Below are 12,649 nucleotides of genomic sequence, written 5' to 3' on the forward strand. Positions count from 1 at the left end.
TTGGGGAGGTCGGGGCCGGGGGCCTACAAGTACGGCCCGCCCGAACGGCCTCCTGGGTGCTGGTCGTCGAGGCCCTCGTGGCCCACGCCCGGCGGGAGGGCGCGGCGCATCTGCTCCAGCTGGGCGCGGGCCGCCATCTGCTGGGCGAACAGCGTCGTCTGGATCCCGTGGAAGAGTCCCTCGAGCCAGCCGACCAGCTGGGCCTGCGCGATGCGCAGTTCCGCGTCGCTGGGGGTCGTCTCGTCCGTGAAGGGCAGGGAGAGCCGCTCCAGCTCCTCGACCAGCTCGGGCGCCAGACCGTCCTCCAGCTCCTTCACCGAGCTGGCGTGGATCTCCTTGAGCCGGACCCGGCTGGCCTCGTCCAGGGGCGCCACGCGCACTTCTTCGAGCAGCTGCTTGATCATGCTGCCGATCCGCATGACCTTGGCGGGCTGCTCCACCTGTTCCGTGACCGGGATCTCGCGGGAGTCCTCGTCTCCGCTGCCGCCACCGAGCGCCATCCCGTCCTGGCCCACGACCAGGATCTGCGGGCTCTCCGGCGACCGTTCGTTTCTCGGCATCTCCATGTCGCCATTCTCTCGCACGCCTGCACCTCACCTCCGTGGTGCCCCCACGGGAAGCTGATCCACCCTGTTTCGACAGACGTATCGGTCAGTCCCCGGGTTGCTCCCCGGAGGGTGGTTCCGCCTCACGGGTGAGACGCAGCAGACGGGCCTCGCAGTGGTCCAGCCACCGGACCTCGGCCTCGGCCTGGAAGACGAGCCGCTCCAGGACGAGCAGCCGGGCCATCTCCCGCGGGTGCCCTGGCCCGCGGGCCAGGGCCTCGGCCCGCTGCCGCACGAGGTCGTGGAGCGCCTGCGCCACGTGCCGGCGCTGGGCCTCGACGACCTCCCGCACGTCGACGCCGTCCGCTCCGACCGCCATCACGAGCTTGATGGCCGGCTCGTCGCGTGGCGGGCCGACCCGTTCCACGGGGCGGGCGTACCAGGCGCGCAGCTCGGCCCGGCCCGCCTCGGTGAGCGCGTACAGCGCCCGTCCCGCCTCGTCGACGCCCTCCTGGGCCACCAGCCCGTCCCGTTCCAGGCGGCCCAGCGTCGTGTAGACCTGCCCGATGTTCAGCGGCCAGGCCCCGCCGGTGCGGGCCTCGAAGTCCGTGCGCAGGCGTGAGCCGTAGCGGGGGCCGGCCGCCAGGACCGCCAGCAGCCCGTGACGTATCGACATAACCGGATTGTGCGCCGATTCCGCCCGTCGGCCGAACCCGGAATGCCGGATGTCCGGGGGAATGTGAGGCTGATTGCTCCGAAATGACCGAACTTGCCGAAATTGCCCTACCGGGCACGGCGGGAAGGGGTCACCAACGTGACTCCATCGCTACGCGCACTGCGGGCGACCGTACTGGTGGTCGCCTTGGGGGCGGGTGCGGTCGCCTCACCCTGCGGTTCTGCTCAGGCCCACGGTTCTGTCCCCTCTGTCCTCTCCATCCCCTCTGTCCTCTCCGTCCCCTCTGTCCTCTCCGTCCCCTCTGTCCGCGCGTACGGCTCTGTCCTCGTGTACGGCGACGAGGCCGGGGTCGTTGCCGTACGCTCCGCCCCGGCCGCGCCCGGGGAGCCCTCGCGGGCCGGGAGCCGGGCCGGTGAGGGGCGGGAGCGGCCGGGGCGGCCGGAGGAGGCCGAGGAGGAGCGGGAAGCTCGTGAGGCTCGTGAGGCCACCGCCGTGCCCGAGGCATCCCAGGAGGCCGTCCCCGTGCCCTCCGCACCGACGGAGCCGCCCGTGCGCGAGGCCGCGGCACAGTCCGAACGCCCTGCCGGTCCTGTACTGCGGATCGTGCCGCTGGGCAGCGGGCTATTGCTGATCGGACTCGGGCTGGGCCTGGCATTCGTCGGCCTCAGACTGCGACGCGCGTAGGGCACGCGGCCGGCCACATCCCGGGCCTTTTCCTGCGCCCCTGCGGCCGCGTCACGCCTGGGCCGACTTCAAGCACCGTAGGGCTGCGCCGCGCATGGAGCCGTTTCAAGCGCCCCGGGCTCCGCCCCGTCTTAAGCCCGTTTCAGACACCCTGCGGCTACGAACGCGCCTGGGCCGTTTCAAGCACCCTCGGGCCGCACCGGGTCCAGGGGCCGTTTCAAGCGCCCTTCGGCTGGGGGCGCCCTTGGGTGCGGCTCCAGCACCCTCCGGCCGCGGAGGCGCCTGAGGCCCGCTCAAGCGCCCTCGGGCTGCACCGCGCTTCAGGCCCGTTCAAGCACCCTCCGGCTGGGGGCGCCCTTGGGTGCGGCTCCAGCACCCTCCGGCCGCGGAGGCGCCTGAGGCCCGCTCAAGCGCCCTCGGGCTGCACCGCGCTTCAGGCCCGTTCAAGCACCCTCCGGCTGCGGACGCTCCAGGCTGCTAGCGCTCCTTGGAGCTGTTTCAAGCGCCCCCGGCTGCACCGCGCCTGAGGCCCGTTCAAGCACCCCCGGCTGATCCGCGCCTGAGGCCCGTGCGAGCACCCCCGGCTGCGGACGCGCCTGGGGGCTTTAGCAGCCTCGCATCGCGCCCTGTCCGAGGCCCGCTTCAGACACCCTGCGGGGCGATCAGCAGTACCTTGCCGATGTGGCCGCTGTCCTCCACGACCCGGTGGGCGGTGGCGGCGTCCCGCATGGGGAGTTCGCGGTCGATGACCGGGCGCAGGTGGCCGCCGGTGAACAGGGGCCAGACGTGTTCGCGCACGGCCGCGACGATGGCTGCCTTCTCCTCCAGCGGCCGGGCCCGCAGGGACGTCGCGCTGATCGCGCCGCGCTTGGCGAGTAGAGCGCCGATGTTCAGCTCGCTCTTGACGCCGCCCTGCATACCGATGATCGCCAGCCGGCCGTTGACGGCGAGGGCCTTGACGTTGCGCTCCAGGTACTTGGCGCCCATGTTGTCGAGGATGACGTCGGCACCGGCGCCGTCCGTGGCCTTCCTGATCTCTTCGACGAAGTCCTGCTCGCGGTAGTTGACCAGGATGTCGGCGCCCAGTTCGGCGCACCGGTCCAGCTTCTCCTGGGTGCCCGCCGTGACGGCGACCCTGGCACCGACGGCCTTGGCCAGCTGGATCGCCATGGTGCCGATACCGCTGGAGCCGCCGTGCACAAGGAGGGTCTCGCCGGGGCGCAGATGGGCGATCATGAAGACGTTCGACCAGACGGTGCAGGTCACCTCGGGCAGTGCCGCGGCCTGCCGCAGGCCGACGCCCTCGGGCACGGGCAGCAGCTGTCCGGCCGGGACCACCACCTTCTCGGCGTAACCGCCACCGGAGAGCAGCGCGCACACCTCGTCGCCCACGCTCCAGCCCGAGACGCCGGTGCCGATCTCGGCGATCCGCCCGGAGCACTCCAGGCCGGGGTAGGGGGGCGTGCCGGGCGGCGGGTCGTAGAAGCCCTGCCGCTGCAGGATGTCGGCCCGGTTGACGGCACCGGCCGTCACCTCGACCAGGACCTCGCCCTCGCCGGGCACGGGATCCGGGACCTCGTCCCAGACCAGCGCCTCGGGCCCACCAGGTTCGGGAATCGTGATCGCATGCATGACAGGGACGGTACTCCTCGGTAGTCCTCGGTCGCCGGACGGAGTCCGCTCCGTCCCCCTTCTTGCCTGGGGCGGCTCCCCCTACGTCATTGGTCCGGTTCTGGCGAAAATCCATGTGCGGGACCGATGAGTTTGCGCGACGGTAAAGGTCTCCTCATGCGTAGCCCACGTACTCGGAAGGACCCGAAACATGAGCACGCAGACGTCCGGCCTGGCGATCGAGACCGCGGGCCTGGTGAAGACGTTCGGCGAGACCAGGGCCGTCGACGGAGTAGACCTGTCCGTGCCCGCCGGCACGGTCTACGGCGTCCTCGGCCCGAACGGCGCCGGCAAGACCACCACCGTGAAGATGCTCGCCACACTCCTGCGGCCGGACGGCGGCCAAGCGCATGTCTTCGGCCACGACGTCGTCCGCGAGGCGGACGAGGTGCGCGCCCGGGTGAGCCTCACCGGCCAGTACGCGTCGGTGGACGAGGACCTCACCGGCACCGAGAACCTGGTCCTGCTGGGCCGGCTGCTCGGCCACCACAAGAAGGCCGCCCGGGACCGCGCCGCCCAGCTCCTGGAGGCCTTCGGGCTCACGGAGGCCGCCGCGAAGCAGGTCAAGCACTACTCGGGCGGTATGCGGCGCCGGATCGACATCGCCGCCTCCATCCTCAGTACCCCCGACCTGCTGTTCCTCGACGAGCCGACGACCGGCCTCGATCCGCGCAGCCGCAACCAGGTGTGGGACATCGTGCGGGCCGTGGTCGCCCAGGGCACCACCGTGCTGCTGACCACGCAGTACCTGGACGAGGCCGACCAACTGGCGTCCCGGATCGCCGTCATCGACCGCGGTAGAGTGATCGCCGAGGGCACCAAGGGCGAGCTGAAGTCGTCCGTCGGCGCCGGGTCCGTCCATCTACGGCTACGAGATCCCGACCAGCGGAGCCTCGCGGCCGACCTGCTGCGCCGGACCCTCGACGCGCAGGTGCAGCCGGAGCCCGACCCGGTGGCCCTGACCGCCCGCCTCGGTACGGCGGCGAGCGACGACACCGCGGCCCAGCAGGCGGCCCGCGCGCTGAACGAGCTGGCCGGCGCCGGGATCACCGTCGACAACTTCTCGCTGGGCCAGCCCAGCCTGGACGAGGTGTTCCTCGCCCTCACCGGACACGACACGCACGACTCCGACCGCTCGGCCGGCTCCGGCCACTCCCACGACCCGAAGGACGAGGTGGCGGCATGAGCACCACGACGACCACCGAGGCCAAGGAACTCGCCCCGGTCAGCACCGAGTCGCTCGCCGCGCTGCTCATCGCCAAGGAGCGGCCGTCGCGGCCCAGCGCCTTGTCGGCCTCGATGACGTTCGGCTGGCGGGCGATGCTCAAGATCAAGCACGTGCCGGAGCAGCTCTTCGACGTCACGGCGTTCCCGATCATGATGGTGCTGATGTACACGTACCTGTTCGGCGGGGCGCTGGCCGGCTCGCCGAAGGAGTACATCCAGTTCCTGCTGCCGGGCATCCTCGTGATGTCGGTCGTGATGATCACGATGTACACGGGTGTCTCGGTCAACACGGACATCGAGAAGGGCGTCTTCGACCGGTTCCGCACCCTGCCGATCTGGCGGCCGTCGACCATGGTCGGCTATCTGCTCGGCGACGCCCTGCGGTACACGATCGCGTCGGTCGTGATGCTCACCGTCGGCATCATCCTGGGCTACCGGCCGGACGGCGGGATCGGCGGTATGCTCGCTGGGATCGCCCTGCTGGTGCTCTTCTCGTTCGCCTTCTCGTGGATCTGGACGATGTTCGGGCTGATGCTGCGCACCGAGAAGTCGGTGATGGGCGTCAGCATGATGGTGATCTTCCCGCTCACCTTCCTGTCCAACGTGTTCGTCGACCCGACGACCATGCCGGGCTGGCTCCAGGCCTTCGTGAACAACAGCCCCATCACCCATCTGGCCTCGGCGGTGCGCGGCCTGATGGGCGGGGACTGGCCGGCCGACGAGGTCGCCTGGTCGCTGGGCTGGGCCGGACTGTTCGTGCTGGTCTTCGGGCCGATCACGATGCGGCTGTACAACCGGAAGTAGGGCTCGGTCAGTTGCGGGGCATCGGCGGCATCGGCCGGATGTCGGGGGCGACTTGTGTGGCCGGTGTCTTCCGCACGATCGTGATGAGCCGGTCGGTCAGCTCCAGCGTCCCGATGGCCGGATCGTCGTAGCCGAGCACCCGGTGGCCGCGTATGACACTGACCACCAGGTCGGCGACCTCGCGCGGCTTCTTGCCCACCTCGGCCTTGACGACCGGCCGTTCGACGAGATCAAGCCCGCTGCCCTGCTGGATGAGGTCCTCCATCACCATGCCGGCGGAGGGGCTGAGCACGGACAGACCGAGCAGACGGCCGGCGGCGCTGGCGCTGGTGATGACCGCGTCGGCGCCGGACTGCTTGAGCAGCGGCGCGTTCTCCTCCTCCCGCACCGTGGCCACGATCTTCGCCCCGCGGTTGAGCTGCCGGGCCGTCAGCGTCACCAGCACCGCCGTGTCGTCGCGCTGGGTCGCGATGATGATCTGACGCGCCTTGTGTACCTCGGCGCGCTTCAGCACCTCGCTGCGGGTCGCGTCCCCGACGATGCCCGTGTAGCCCTCGGCGGTCGCGGCGTCGATCACTTTGGAACTGGGATCGACCACGACGACCTGTTCCTTCTTCAGACCCGTGGCGCAGACGGTCCGGATCGCCGACCTGCCCTTCGTGCCGAAGCCGACGACGACGGTGTGATCACGCAAGGTGGACCTCCAACGGGTCAGTCGCCACTCCTCCCGCGTGCGTTCGGTGAGGGCTTCGAGGGTGGTGCCGACCAGGATGATCAGGAACAGCACGCGCAGGGGCGTGACGACGAGGATGTTCGTGAGCCGGGCGGCGTCACTGGCGGGGGTGATGTCACCGTAGCCCGTGGTGGAAAGGGTGACGGTCGCGTAGTAGAAGGCGTCGAGGAGGGTGATGCCCCCGCCCGCGTTGTCGTTGTATCCGTCACGGTCGGCGTAGACGATCAGCGCGGTGGCGACGAGGACCACCAGCGCCATGGAGAGCCGTTTGAGGACCTGGCGGATCGGGTGCTCCACCACTTTCTTGGGGAGTTTCACCCGATGGGTCACCAGATGCTCGTCCGCCTGGCGGGCGATCGCGTCCTGGCCCGGAAGTTTCACGTGAAACACACCCCGATCCCCGCGGACGCCCAGGGCAGGTCAAGCAGTTCCGCCTCCTGCCCCGGGCGGGCGCCGCCCGGGGGCACGACGGCCAGCGCGTCGGCCGCCGCGATGCCGCGCAGCATGGCCGGGCCGTTGTAGTGCAGCGGCACGGCCTCATCGCCGCGCAGGACGACGGGCACGAGCCGGGTGTCGTGCGGGTGCCCGTGCACGGCGTCCCTGAGCGGCAGCGTGTACGGCTCCGGGGCCGGGCGGGCGGCGAGGGTCCGCAGCAGCGGCTCGGCGAGCGTCAGCAGTCCGGAGACGGCGGCGAGCGGGTTGCCCGGCAGCCCGACGAGGTGCTGGGTCTCCGTGATGCGGGCCAGCAGCATGGGGTGGCCGGGGCGCACCTTGACGCCGTCCACGAGGAGTTCGGCGCCGATGCGGCGCAGGGTGGGATGGACGTGGTCGACAGGGCCCGCGGCGGTGCCGCCGGTGGTGATGACGACGTCGGCGTCGGACGTGGTCATCGCCCTGTGCAGGGCGTCGGCGTCGTCGCGGACGCGTCGTACGGCGGTGACCTCGGCGCCGAGCGCCCGCAGCCAGGGCGGGAGCATCGGGCCGAGCGCGTCCCGGATCAGACCGTCGTGCGGCAGCCCCTCGGTGAGCAACTCGTCGCCGAGGACGAGGACCTCGGCGCGGGCGCGGGGGACGGCGGTGACCGTGTCGTAGCCGGCCGCCGCGGCGAGTCCGAGGACGGCCGGGGTGACGAGGGTCCCGACGGGCAGGAGTTGGTCGCCGGTGCGGCATTCCTGGCCCCGGGGGCGGATGTCCTGGCCGGGGACGACGCCCCTGGTCGCGTGCAGACGGCCCTTGTCGTCGGTGCGGCCGTGCTCGCTGCGCAGGACGGCCGTGGTGTCCGCGGGGATGCGGGCGCCGGTGGCGATCCGGACGGCCTCGCCGTCGGTCAGCGGCGCCTGCCCGACGTGCCCGGCCAGGACGCCCTCGTCCCGTACGTCCCAGGGGGCGGGCCCGGCGACCGCCCAGCCGTCCATCGCGGAGGTGTCGAAGGGGGGAAGGTCGGTGAGGGCGTCGAGGGGGGTGGCCAGGGTGAGGCCGAGGGCGGCGTCGAGGGGCACGGAGACGGGGTCGCGGCGGGCGGCCCGGGTGGCGCTCCGGGCGGCGCGTTCGGCGATGTCCCGGGCCTGTGGCCAGGGGGTGGCCCGGTGCCGGGTGTCCGGCTTACGGGGTGGTGTGGGGGTGCTGTCCTTCTCACCTCGTGCGGCGGGGTCGGGCAGATGGGTGCCGTTGCTTTCGTTCACGAGGGCGAGCACCTCCTCGACGTCGAGATCTTCGGCGTCCTCACCGGTGCGGGTGCCACGCGGGGTCATCCGGCGTCCGGGCGGGTGTCGGGCGTCGCGTCGGGGGCGACGTCGGGCCGGTCCCCCGAGGCTTGCGGGGTGCTCTCCTCCGCCCAGCGGGCGGCGAGGGCCACGGCCTTGCGGGCGGCTTCGGCGACCGCCTCGGGGCCCCCGCCGGCCCGCGCGGCCGCATAGCCGACGAGGAAGGTGGTCAGCGGCGCGGCGGGCCTGGCCACGCCGTGGGCGGCGTCGCGGGCGAGGTCGAGCAGCTCTTTCACATCGACGTCGAGGTCGATCCCGAGCTCGTCCTTGACCGCGGAAATCCATTCATCCAACACGTGCCCATGCTCCCTGATGCGTGCCCTGGCGGAGGCGATGTCGTCCCAGGTGTCGCAGTCGAAAGACGCGACGGGGTCGGAGATGCGGGTGAGGTTCAGCTCGGCTGTGAGACGCCGCAGCGGAAGACCGTGCGGACCGCCGTGCCGGTCGGCGAGGAGGGCGAGCGTCTCGCGCAGACGCCGTGTGCGGTACGCGGCGACGAGCGGCTGGTCGCGGCCGTCGGGGTCGGTCAGCAGCACGCCGTCGGCGGCGCTCCCCCGGAGCGTGCTCAGCAGCCGGCCGACGGTCCGCTCCTCGAGGAACGGCAGGTCGGCGGAGAGCACCACGACGTGCTCCGCCGTGGTGTGCCGGAGCCCGGCGTCGAGTGCGGCGAGCGGTCCGCCGCCGGGCGGGTCCTCGCGGGCCCAGGTCACGGGCCGTGCCGTCGGCCGGGGCGCGGCCACGACGACGGTGGTGCGGGCGCCGTCGCACGCGGCGAGCACCCGGTCGAGCAGGGCCCGCCCGCCGACGCGCACCCCGGGTTTGTCCGCGCCCCCGAGGCGCCGGGCGGCGCCGCCGGCGAGCACGACGGCGTCGTGGGCGGCGGGGTCCGTCCCCTGCGCGGGGCCGGGGCCGGCGCCGGGTTCACCGGGAGGCTCGTACGCGGTCACCCCCCGAGTATGCGTGCCCCCGCGATCACATGGAACGCGGGGGATCCGACGCGATCACCGGGAACGGCCGCGCGCCGGAACGGAATCACAGCGTCCGCAGCAGCACCGCCGGCTGTTCCACGCAGTCCGCCACGTAGCGCAGGAAGCCGCCCGCCGTGCCACCGTCGCACACCCGGTGGTCGAAGGTGAGCGAGAGCTGGACGACCTGCCGCACCGCCAGCTCGCCCTCGTGCACCCAGGGCTTGGGGACGATGCGGCCGACGCCGAGCATGGCGGCCTCGGGGTGGTTGATGATCGGTGTGGAGCCGTCGACGCCGAAGACGCCGTAGTTGTTCAACGTGAAGGTCCCGCCGGTGAGTTCGCCGGGCGTCAGCGTCCCGGTCCGGCCCGCCTCGGTCAGCCGGGCGAACTCCGCGCTCAGCGACTCGGCGTCCCGCGCGTGCGCGTCCCTGACCACCGGGACCACGAGCCCCCGGTCGGTCTGGGCCGCGAAGCCCAGATGCACGTGGTCGAACTGGACGACCTCCCTGGCCTGCGCGTCCACGGTGGAGTTGAGCTCGGGGAACCGGGCGAGGGCCGCGGTGCAGATCCGGGCCAGCAGGGCCAGGAGGGAGATCTTCGGCCCGCCGGCCGTGTTCATGGCCGTGCGTGCCCGCATGAGCTCCGTGGCGTCGGCGTCGACCCAGCAGGTCGCGTCGGGGATCTCGCGGCGGCTGCGGGACAGCTTGTCGGCGACGGCGCCCCGCATGCCCTTGAGGGGCGTACGGATCTCGCCCGGGGCGGCTGTCGCGGCGGGCCGGGGTGCGGGGGCCTCTGTCGCTGCGGGACGGGGCGCGGCGCGCAGGGCGTACTCCACATCCGCCCGAAGGATCAGCCCGTCGGGCCCGGAGCCGGTCAGCTCCCGCAGGTCGAGGCCGTTCTGCCGGGCCAGCCTGCGGACCAGGGGCGAGATCACGGGGAGAGGTCCGTCCTCGGCCTCGGGGACACCTGCCCGCCCGTTCACCGCCGTGGTGGGGGCGGCACCGGCCACCGGCTCCTGCCGCACCCTGCGTCGCCGCGCGGGTGCCTCGGACGTGCCGTATCCGACCAGGACGTTCCCCGAGCTCTCGGTCCGGGCCTCTTCCACACCACCGCCGGACGGCGCCCGTTCCCCCACCGCCACCGTGATCAGCGGCGCCCCGACAGGCAGTTCCGTGCCCTCCTCGCCGAAGCGGGCCGTGACCACACCGCCGTAGGGGCACGGCACCTCGACCATCGCCTTGGCCGTCTCGACCTCGACGACCGGCTGGTCGATGGCGACGACGTCGCCGATCTCCACCAGCCAGCGCACGATCTCCGCCTCCGTGAGCCCCTCACCGAGGTCGGGCAGCTTGAACTCCAACACCTGTGCCATCAGCTCTCGGCCTCCCACTGCAGACGCCCCACGGCGTCCAGGATCCGGTCCACACCGGGCAGGTGGTGGCGCTCCAGCATCGGCGGCGGATACGGGACGTCGAACCCGGCGACGCGCAGCACCGGCGCCTCCAGGTGGTGGAAGCAGCGCTCCGTGACCCGGGCCGCGATCTCCCCGCCCGGGCCCCCGAAGGAGCCCGACTCGTGGACGACGACCGCGCGTCCCGTCCGCCGTACCGAGGCGCACACCGTCTCGTCGTCGAACGGCACCAGGGAGCGCAGGTCGACGACTTCGAGGTCCCAGCCCTCGGCCCGGGCCGCCTCGGCCGCCTCCATGCAGACGGGTACGGACGGCCCGTACGTGATGAGCGTGGCGCTCCGGCCCGAGCGCCGCACCACCGCGCGGCCTATCGGTTCAACGGGCGCCGGCTCCTCGGGGTTCCAGGAGTCCTTCGACCAGTACAGCCGCTTCGGCTCCAGGACAACGACCGGGTCGTCGGAGGCGATGGCGGCGCGCAGCAGGCCGTAGGCGTCGGCGACGGTGGCGGGCGTGACGACATGGAGCCCCGGAGTCGCCATGTAGTACGCCTCGGAGGAGTCGCTGTGGTGCTCGACGCCGCCGATGCCGCCGCCGTAGGGGACGCGGATGGTGATCGGCAGGGACATCCTGCCTCGGGTGCGGTTGCGCATCCGGGCCACGTGCGAGATGAGCTGTTCGAACGCCGGGTAGGCGAACGCGTCGAACTGCATCTCCACGACCGGCCTCAGGCCGTACATCGCCATGCCGACGGCCGTGCCGAGGATGCCCGCCTCGGCGAGCGGGGTGTCCGTGCAGCGGTCCTCGCCGAACTCCTTGGCGAGTCCGTCGGTGACGCGGAAGACGCCGCCGAGGGTGCCGACGTCCTCGCCCATGACGTGCACGGCGGGGTCGGCGGCCATGGCGTCGCGCAGCGCGCGCGTGAGGGCCTGCGCCATGGTGGCCGGCTTGACGGCGACGGTGGTCATCGGTGCGTGCCCCCTTCCGGGCCGGTCTCGGCCTCGGCCTCCAGCTCGGCCCGCACCTGGTCCCGCTGCTCGCGCAGCTGGGAGGTGGGCTCGGCGTAGACGTGGGTGAACAGGTCCATGGGGTCGAGTGCCGGGTCCTGGTTCATGTGCGCGCGCAGGTCGGCGGCCATCGCCTCGGCGGCGTCCCGTGCGGCCTGCTTGCCGGCCTCGTCGAGCAGGCCGCGCGCGGTCAGCTCCCGCTCCAGCAGCTGGATCGGGTCGTGCTCGCGCCAGGTCTCGACCTCGGCGTCACCGCGGTAGCGGGTCGCGTCGTCGGCGTTGGTGTGGGCGTCGACGCGGTAGGTGATCGCCTCGACCAGGGTGGGACCGCCGCCCGCACGCGCGTGCCGTACGGCGTCGGAGAGCACCTCGTGCATGGCCGCCGCGTCGTTGCCGTCGACCAGGCGGCCGGGCATGCCGTAGCCGACGGCCTTGTGGGCCAGCGACGGGGCCGCGGTCTGCTTGGCGAGCGGGACGGAGATCGCGAAGCCGTTGTTCTGCACCAGGAAGACGACGGGGGCCTGCCAGACGGCGGCGAAGTTCAGCGCCTCGTGGAAGTCGCCCTCGCTGGTGCCGCCGTCGCCGACCATGGCCAGCGCGACCACGTCGTCCCCCTTGAGGCGGGCGGCGTGCGCGAGGCCCACGGCGTGCGGCAACTGCGTGGCGAGCGGGGTGCACAGGGGGGCGACCCGGTGCTCGTACGGATCGTAGCCGGTGTGCCAGTCGCCGCGCAGCAGCGTGAGCGCCTCGACGGGGTCCACCCCGCGGGCCACCACGGCGAGCGTGTCGCGGTAGCTCGGGAAGAGCCAGTCCTGCTCCTCCAGCACGAGCGCGGCGGCGACCTCGCAGGCCTCCTGGCCGGTGGTGGAGGGGTAGACGGCGAGGCGGCCCTGCTTGGTGAGGGCGGTGGCCTGCGCGTTGTAGCGGCGGCCGCGGACCAGCTGCGCGTACAGCGTCCGCAGCAGTTCCGGGTCGGCCTTCGCGGCGGCCTCGGTGCCGAGGACGCGGTACGGCTCGGCGTCGGGCAGCAGCGGCGCGGGATCCATGCGGGGCTGCCAGGCGGGCGGCGGGGTCGGCCGGTACGCGCCCCGCTGCTCCATGACCGTCATGACGGCACCTCCTCGTGGGAGCGGCTACGGGAGGCGTGTCGGCTGTGACCCGCC

Annotated in this window: 12 protein-coding genes; 3 read left to right on the forward strand and 9 right to left on the reverse strand. The window is 72.5% G+C overall.

Annotated elements, in window-relative coordinates:
• Nucleotides 1–23 precede the first annotated feature (23 nt).
• Both OG542_RS20025 and OG542_RS20030 read right to left on the reverse strand, forming a co-directional pair.
• A complete protein-coding gene (locus tag OG542_RS20025; RefSeq protein WP_184594011.1) occupies nucleotides 24–566 on the reverse strand; it encodes a bacterial proteasome activator family protein in 543 nt (180 codons plus the stop codon).
• 85 nt (nucleotides 567–651) lie between these two features.
• Nucleotides 652–1,221, reverse strand: coding sequence for a PadR family transcriptional regulator (locus tag OG542_RS20030; RefSeq protein WP_328412719.1), 570 nt, complete (start codon nucleotides 1,219–1,221; stop codon nucleotides 652–654).
• A gap of 327 nt (nucleotides 1,222–1,548) precedes the next feature.
• On the opposite strand from OG542_RS20030, the gene OG542_RS20035 reads away from it, so the two are divergent.
• Entirely contained in the window at nucleotides 1,549–1,905 is a 357-nt protein-coding gene (locus OG542_RS20035) for a hypothetical protein (protein WP_328412721.1), read from the forward strand.
• 642 nt (nucleotides 1,906–2,547) lie between these two features.
• Here OG542_RS20035 and OG542_RS20040 read toward each other — a convergent pair.
• Entirely contained in the window at nucleotides 2,548–3,537 is a 990-nt protein-coding gene (locus OG542_RS20040) for an NAD(P)H-quinone oxidoreductase (protein ID WP_328412723.1), read from the reverse strand.
• A gap of 190 nt (nucleotides 3,538–3,727) precedes the next feature.
• On the opposite strand from OG542_RS20040, the gene OG542_RS20045 reads away from it, so the two are divergent.
• Nucleotides 3,728–4,762, forward strand: a complete 1,035-nt coding sequence (locus OG542_RS20045) for an ATP-binding cassette domain-containing protein (protein ID WP_311126677.1) — start codon at nucleotides 3,728–3,730, stop codon at nucleotides 4,760–4,762.
• Nucleotides 4,759–5,607, forward strand: a complete 849-nt coding sequence (locus tag OG542_RS20050) for an ABC transporter permease (protein WP_328412725.1) — start codon at nucleotides 4,759–4,761, stop codon at nucleotides 5,605–5,607. Before OG542_RS20045 ends, OG542_RS20050 begins: the two co-directional genes overlap by 4 nt.
• A 7-nt stretch (nucleotides 5,608–5,614) precedes the next feature.
• Here OG542_RS20050 and OG542_RS20055 read toward each other — a convergent pair whose 3' ends face one another.
• The 6 genes from OG542_RS20055 to pdhA form a co-directional block, all read right to left on the reverse strand.
• Nucleotides 5,615–6,721: a potassium channel family protein gene (locus OG542_RS20055; RefSeq protein WP_328412728.1), complete on the reverse strand. Its 1,107-nt coding sequence runs from the start codon at nucleotides 6,719–6,721 to the stop codon at nucleotides 5,615–5,617.
• Entirely contained in the window at nucleotides 6,718–8,091 is a 1,374-nt protein-coding gene (locus OG542_RS20060) for a molybdopterin molybdotransferase MoeA (protein ID WP_328412730.1), read from the reverse strand. The genes OG542_RS20055 and OG542_RS20060 overlap by 4 nt, the downstream gene beginning before the upstream one ends.
• Nucleotides 8,088–9,050, reverse strand: coding sequence for an NTP transferase domain-containing protein (locus OG542_RS20065; RefSeq protein WP_328412732.1), 963 nt, complete (start codon nucleotides 9,048–9,050; stop codon nucleotides 8,088–8,090). The genes OG542_RS20060 and OG542_RS20065 overlap by 4 nt, the downstream gene beginning before the upstream one ends.
• Nucleotides 9,051–9,135: 85 nt before the next feature.
• Nucleotides 9,136–10,443 (reverse strand): dihydrolipoamide acetyltransferase family protein, encoded by a 1,308-nt coding sequence (locus OG542_RS20070; RefSeq protein WP_328412734.1) that lies wholly within the window; start codon nucleotides 10,441–10,443, stop codon nucleotides 9,136–9,138.
• Nucleotides 10,443–11,447, reverse strand: a complete 1,005-nt coding sequence (locus OG542_RS20075; protein ID WP_261682798.1) for an alpha-ketoacid dehydrogenase subunit beta — start codon at nucleotides 11,445–11,447, stop codon at nucleotides 10,443–10,445. The genes OG542_RS20070 and OG542_RS20075 overlap by 1 nt, the downstream gene beginning before the upstream one ends.
• Nucleotides 11,444–12,595 carry a pyruvate dehydrogenase (acetyl-transferring) E1 component subunit alpha gene (gene pdhA / locus OG542_RS20080; RefSeq protein WP_311126671.1) on the reverse strand — a complete coding sequence of 384 codons (1,152 nt, stop codon included), beginning with the start codon at nucleotides 12,593–12,595 and terminating at the stop codon, nucleotides 11,444–11,446. The genes OG542_RS20075 and pdhA overlap by 4 nt, the downstream gene beginning before the upstream one ends.
• Nucleotides 12,596–12,649: the final 54 nt, after the last annotated feature.

Origin of the sequence: Streptomyces violaceus, assembly GCF_036014075.1 — a bacterium.
GTDB classification, from domain to species: domain Bacteria; phylum Actinomycetota; class Actinomycetes; order Streptomycetales; family Streptomycetaceae; genus Streptomyces; species Streptomyces violaceus.

Coding starts and splice junctions, on each gene's coding strand:
- OG542_RS20025 (WP_184594011.1), bottom strand. CDS start 566: ATGGAGATGCCGAGAAACGAACGGTCGCCGGAGAGCCCGCAGATCCTG.
- OG542_RS20030 (WP_328412719.1), bottom strand. CDS start 1,221: ATGTCGATACGTCACGGGCTGCTGGCGGTCCTGGCGGCCGGCCCCCGC.
- OG542_RS20040 (WP_328412723.1), bottom strand. CDS start 3,537: ATGCATGCGATCACGATTCCCGAACCTGGTGGGCCCGAGGCGCTGGTC.
- OG542_RS20045 (WP_311126677.1), top strand. CDS start 3,728: ATGAGCACGCAGACGTCCGGCCTGGCGATCGAGACCGCGGGCCTGGTG.
- OG542_RS20050 (WP_328412725.1), top strand. CDS start 4,759: ATGAGCACCACGACGACCACCGAGGCCAAGGAACTCGCCCCGGTCAGC.
- OG542_RS20060 (WP_328412730.1), bottom strand. CDS start 8,091: ATGACCCCGCGTGGCACCCGCACCGGTGAGGACGCCGAAGATCTCGAC.
- OG542_RS20070 (WP_328412734.1), bottom strand. CDS start 10,443: ATGGCACAGGTGTTGGAGTTCAAGCTGCCCGACCTCGGTGAGGGGCTC.
- OG542_RS20075 (WP_261682798.1), bottom strand. CDS start 11,447: ATGACCACCGTCGCCGTCAAGCCGGCCACCATGGCGCAGGCCCTCACG.
- pdhA (WP_311126671.1), bottom strand. CDS start 12,595: ATGACGGTCATGGAGCAGCGGGGCGCGTACCGGCCGACCCCGCCGCCC.